The following is a 5,641-nucleotide window of genomic DNA, read 5'->3' on the forward strand; positions in this document are numbered from 1 at the left end:
ATCAGAAATAAAAAAGAATTACCTGAATATAAAGGTGAACTTCGTCAGCCGGTTTACTCTCGTGTTCATCGTTCGATTGGCTCAGTAAGAACAAAAATGAAAATAGAAAATTTTAAATTGGAACAAAAAATTCTAAAACGAGTTGAGCCGCTCATGCTGATTGCAGAAAGAAATGGTATCCATATCAGTAAAGGCCTACTTCGTCGGTTATGGAAAAAGATTTTGCAAAACCAGGCTCATGATAGTATTGGTGGCTGTGTTTCAGATAATGTTGCGGAAGATATTTTCCATCGAATCAAAGAAGCTAATGAGATAGCTGACGGAATCGAAAACCTTATTGTAAAACGGATGGCTGATGCATTAAAGCTAAAATCGAATGAAGTCCTTGTTTTCAACACAACGACTGAGAATTATAGTGGATCGAAAATCGTGCATGTAGTAGCTGATTCAAAGAAAATACACTTCAAAGGTAGTCCCTATAATATCATTGAAAAAGAAGTTTATTTTCCAGAACGGAAAAATGCTTATCGGATGATTGCTACAGGTTTCGAATATTTTGATGAACCAGCTTATTATGAACTTGACATAAAAATAAATGTAAATGTGCCAGCACTAGGATACACTGTTGTTGAATTTGAGAAAAATAATGAAAAATTAGAAACAGCAATCGAGATAGACAAAACTGAGATAAGTAACAATAAATATAAACTTTCTTTTAAAGATGGGCAATTGAATTTGATAGTTGGAGATAGACAATATCTTGATTTCGTTCATTTGATCGATTCAGCAAATGATGGCGATACGTATGATTATTCACCATTAGAAGGAGATACAGAACTATCTCTAAAATTAGAAACAGCTAAAGTATATAAAGATTCTTTACAAGAAACATTAGTTGTTTACGGAAAAGCTCAACTTCCTAAAAATTTAAAAGATCGTTTATCTGAAAAACCCGAAATGGAAGAAATATCTTATGAAATATCGTTCAGTCTGGGAGAAAGTCAAATCGTTGAAGGCACACTCAAAATTCATAATACTGTTTACTCGCATCGTATGCGCTTAGCAATGAATGTTTTAGATAAATCTGAAAAATCAATTGCACAAATTCAAAACGGATTTATTGAAAATACCCCTGATGTCATTCCTCCGAATTGGTCAGAAACTATGGTAGAGAAACCTGTTAATTTAGAAATATTCGATAAGAGTGTCTCTGTGGCAGAAAATGATCATTATTTTACGTTTTATGCAGATGGTTTAAAAGAGTATGAACGTATAGAAAATCAATTGATCATAACCTTATTTTCAACAACAGGGGAGCTTGGAAAACCTAATCTTGCTTGGCGACCTGGGCGAGCTTCAGGAGATACGACAAATGAAGGGCATGTCATGATGGAAACACCGCTAGCTCAAGAGATAGGTGAGTATAAAGTCACTTTTGGATTTAATGTAGAAGAAGGAAGATTTAATGAGTTCAAAGTGGCAAAACAGGCAGAAAAACGGTTAGAACAATCTATTTCTTATCAAAAGCAGAAACTGAATGTATTTATTCACAGGTTAGATAACAAGATTTGGCCATTACAAAATGAACTTGATGTTCCTCGTAAATTTTCATTGATTGAATTACCTGAAGACTTAATTGTATCATCGATTTATCCTTCTTATTTTCATGAACAAGGATTTGTTCTTCGCTTAGCTAATCCAACAGAACAAGAAAAAATAGTACCTGAGGCTATCCTTTCCCTTGGGACAGTTGTCAATGCACTGGAGAATAAACAAGAATTAACAACAATTCCTCCCTATGATTATTTGTCAATTTTGATAAATGAGAGATAAATATGTAATATACAAGAAAAAAACACCTTTTATTTTGAAAGGTGTTTTTTTACCCTCTTTTCAAATAGCGCAACAGTGCTATACTAAAGCTAACAAATAAAGGAACGGAGAGGGATATGGGTCAAAGAGAATTTATCGTTTTAATTATTATTGCAGCTGTTATTTTATTAGTTGCTTTAGACATTTTTTCACGTTTGAAATTAAAGGAAACAGTTCGTAGCAAATGGAGAAAAATTCCTTATCAACCGAGATTTGATAAAGAAGAAAGTTTGAAGGAAGCATGGCTCACGGAGAAGAAGTTCCGTTCATGGGATAGTGAAATCGACGATCTTACTTGGTATGACCTGGATATGTTCGAAGTATTCGAAGGGATCAACAGTACCTATTCTAGTGTAGGTTCAGAAGCGTTGTATCAACGTTTACGCAGCTTTGATTTTGGCGAAGATCAGCAGTTAGAAAAACTGATTGCTTTTTATCAGGAAAATCCTCAACTGAGAGAAAAAATCCAATATCAATTCGCTCGTTTAGGAAAAAAAGATCATAATTTTGCAAAACAATATCTAGCGGATGGAAAAAGTAAAAAGATTGGACGCGTAGGTTTATTTATTTTTCTTGGCTTGCTTCCGCTGGTGGGTGTAGGTTTGCTTCTTTTAGGTCAAGTACTAGGAATCTATTTGGCAATCGGTGGGTTAGTATTCAATACGGTCTATTATCTAGTGAAGAAACAAACACTAGAAACAGAACTGAATAGCATGAGTTATTTGGTTTCAACGATTTCAGCCGCCAATCAGCTAGCAAAACTGCCGACACCACTTCAAGAAGAGCTGAGACAGCAAACTAAACCATTAAGAGACATCCCTAAATTAGGTTTTTCATTTCGTATGAAGAGTGGGAGTGAAGCAGAGTTGATTTTTGAATATGTCAACATCATGTTCATGCTGCCATTTATCTCCTATCATTTCGTTCTCACTAAATTAGAAAAGCATTCAACTGAAGCCATCAAGCTGTGGGAATTGCTGGGAGAATTAGAAGTAGCCGCTGCAATATTGAATTACCGTACTTATATGCCCATCACTTGCCGACCAGAGTTTACTGAGGGCGGTGTGACAGCGAAAGATATCTATCATCCATTGTTAAAAGAAGCGGTAGTGAATCCAGTCAACTGGCAGAAGAATACATTAGTCACGGGTTCCAATGCATCAGGAAAATCTACGTATGTCAAAAGTATAGCCATCAGCTGTATTCTAGCACAGACGATCCAAACAGCGATTGCAGAACAGTTTACCCTGCAACCTGGACATGTGTTGACTTCCATGGCAATCGAAGATGATTTATTTGAAGGCGACAGTTATTTTGTTTCAGAAATCAAATCGATCAAACGTTTGTTGGACCAAGTGGCTTCCAAAGAACGCTGCTACTGCTTCGTAGATGAGATTTTAAAAGGGACAAATACGATCGAACGGATTGCTTCTTCCGCTTCAGTCGTTCGGTGGCTTGCGGAGTATCCATCTTTAGCATTTGTCGCCACACATGATATCGAATTGACAGAGATTTTAAAGAATTATTGTGAGAATGTCCACTTTGAAGAACAAGTAACAGAAGGAAAAGGAATCAGTTTTGATTTCAAATTAAAAGAAGGACCTTCAAGGACCCGAAATGCGATTGCCTTGCTGAAAGTTTTGGATTACCCAGAGACTTTAGTAGAAACCGCAAAAACGGAAGCCGCGTTATTTGATGAAAAGCGGCAGTGGCATGTATTGGGATAGGCGAAGTGATCGAAAGTATTTATTGGATCAAAAATCTTGGCTTTTGCTTCCGCCGTTTATACGTGTTTAGAGCGTGAGACAAAAGTGTTCTTTACTTTTGTCTCACGCTCCTTTTGTTGCACATATGAATAGTAATCCTTTATCTTCGATTTGTTTTTTCTGAAAAGGTTATCTGACTTCGTCCGATTGATGTCTTTCATTAGGAGATTTTACTGAGCCCAGCAACCTGATTTTTCGCTGGAACCAAGTTGTTTTTTCATCTGGTGTATTCCATGATACAATAAAGAATCATGTCTATAAGGAGATAGGAAATAAATGGCAAATGCGCTTGAAATAAATAATTTGAAAAAGGTTTATGGAAGTGGGGTCGAAGCATTGCGAGGAATCGATCTTTCCGTAAAAGAAGGAGATTTCTATGCGCTATTAGGACCAAATGGAGCTGGGAAGTCTACAACGATCGGGATCATTACTTCTTTAGTCAATAAAACATCTGGAAAAGTGAAGGTCTTCGGTTATGATCTGGATACGGATCTAGTCCGAGCAAAGCAACAGATTGGATTAGTCCCGCAAGAGTTCAATTTCAATCCCTTTGAAACGGTCCAGCAAATCGTCGTGAATCAAGCAGGCTACTACGGTGTCTCTCGCAAAGAAGCGATGAAACGCAGCGAAAAATATTTGAAGCAGTCCAATCTTTGGGAAAAGAGAAATGTCCGTGCACGTATGCTTTCCGGGGGAATGAAGCGAAGACTGATGATTGCTAGGGCATTGATGCATGAACCACGTTTGCTGATTTTGGATGAACCAACAGCAGGAGTCGATATTGAATTGAGACGCGAGATGTGGGAGTTTCTCCGAGAATTGAACGAAAATGGTACAACGATCATTTTGACGACGCATTATCTAGAAGAAGCTGAAATGCTTTGTCGCAACATCGGGATCATCCAATCAGGTGAACTGATTGAGAATACTAGTATGAAAGAGCTTCTATCCAAACTGCAATTTGAAACATTTATCTTTGATTTAGCGCCATATGAGACCAAACCTGTGATTGAAGGATACGCTTGTACATTTGAAGATGAACAGACAATCGCTGTCGAAGTTGAACGAAATCAAGGGGTGAACGGAATCTTCGTTCAGCTGACAAGACAAGGAATCAAAGTTCTTTCTATGAGGAATAAGTCGAATCGTTTAGAAGAACTGTTCTTGAAAATCACAGAAGAAAATAATCATACGGAGGAGAAAAATGTTTAATCTTTATTTTACTGCATTAAAAAGTTTAGCTATCAAGGAAACGAACCGCTATTTGCGTATCTGGGTCCAAACACTGGTTCCGCCAGTGATCACGACATCCTTGTACTTTGTTATTTTCGGAAAAATGATCGGTGGGCGGATCGGTGACATGGGTGGTTTTTCATATATGGAATTCATCGTGCCTGGTTTGATTATGATGTCTGCTATCACTAGTTCGTATGCCAACGTTTCTTCGTCCTTCTTCTCTCAAAAATTCCAGAAAAACATCGAAGAAATCTTGGTAGCGCCTGTTCCTACGCATGTGATCATTTGGGGCTTTGTGATTGGCGGAGTGGGTCGTAGTATTCTCGTCGGCTCTCTCGTAACGATCATTTCCTTGTTCTTTGTACCACTTCATGTGTATTCATGGTTTATGGTCATTATTACATTATTGATGACGGCAATCTTGTTTTCGTTAGCAGGACTGCTCAACGGGATTTTTGCTCAGTCTTATGATGATGTATCGATCGTGCCTACATTTGTCTTGCAGCCGTTAACTTATCTAGGTGGCGTTTTCTATGCCATCTCTATGTTGCCGCCATTTTGGCAAGCTGTTTCGAAAGTCAATCCGATCGTTTATATGATCTCCGGTTTCCGTTACGGATTCCTTGGAACAATCGATGTGCCAGTAGCAACATCGATGATCGTACTTGTGCTATTCATCGTTGTTTTGTACGCCGTTACTTGGTATTTGATCAATAAAGGAAGAGGATTGAGAAGTTAGAAAAGAGGTTGTGAAATCAGCGTTTTGA

General features: G+C 37.7%; 3 protein-coding genes and 1 pseudogene. All 4 read left to right on the plus strand.

Annotated features, from left to right (window positions below; genetic code table 11):
- A pseudogene (locus ESP02_RS12710) lies at nucleotides 1–1,833 on the plus strand (alpha-mannosidase); the annotation flags it as partial.
- A 116-nt stretch (nucleotides 1,834–1,949) separates the two neighbouring features.
- Nucleotides 1,950–3,599 carry a DNA mismatch repair protein MutS gene (locus ESP02_RS12715; RefSeq protein ID WP_002373811.1) on the plus strand — a complete coding sequence of 550 codons (1,650 nt, stop codon included), beginning with the start codon at nucleotides 1,950–1,952 and terminating at the stop codon, nucleotides 3,597–3,599.
- 315 nt (nucleotides 3,600–3,914) lie between these two features.
- Nucleotides 3,915–4,850, plus strand: a complete 936-nt coding sequence (locus tag ESP02_RS12720) for an ABC transporter ATP-binding protein (protein WP_002373809.1) — start codon at nucleotides 3,915–3,917, stop codon at nucleotides 4,848–4,850.
- Entirely contained in the window at nucleotides 4,843–5,613 is a 771-nt protein-coding gene (locus tag ESP02_RS12725) for an ABC transporter permease (protein WP_002287492.1), read from the plus strand. The genes ESP02_RS12720 and ESP02_RS12725 overlap by 8 nt, the downstream gene beginning before the upstream one ends.
- Nucleotides 5,614–5,641: the final 28 nt, after the last annotated feature.

Origin of the sequence: Enterococcus sp. NBRC 3427 (assembly GCF_007996925.1) — a bacterium.
Lineage (GTDB): Bacteria > Bacillota > Bacilli > Lactobacillales > Enterococcaceae > Enterococcus_B > Enterococcus_B lactis.

Coding starts and splice junctions, on each gene's coding strand:
- ESP02_RS12715 (WP_002373811.1), top strand. CDS start 1,950: ATGGGTCAAAGAGAATTTATCGTTTTAATTATTATTGCAGCTGTTATT.
- ESP02_RS12720 (WP_002373809.1), top strand. CDS start 3,915: ATGGCAAATGCGCTTGAAATAAATAATTTGAAAAAGGTTTATGGAAGT.
- ESP02_RS12725 (WP_002287492.1), top strand. CDS start 4,843: ATGTTTAATCTTTATTTTACTGCATTAAAAAGTTTAGCTATCAAGGAA.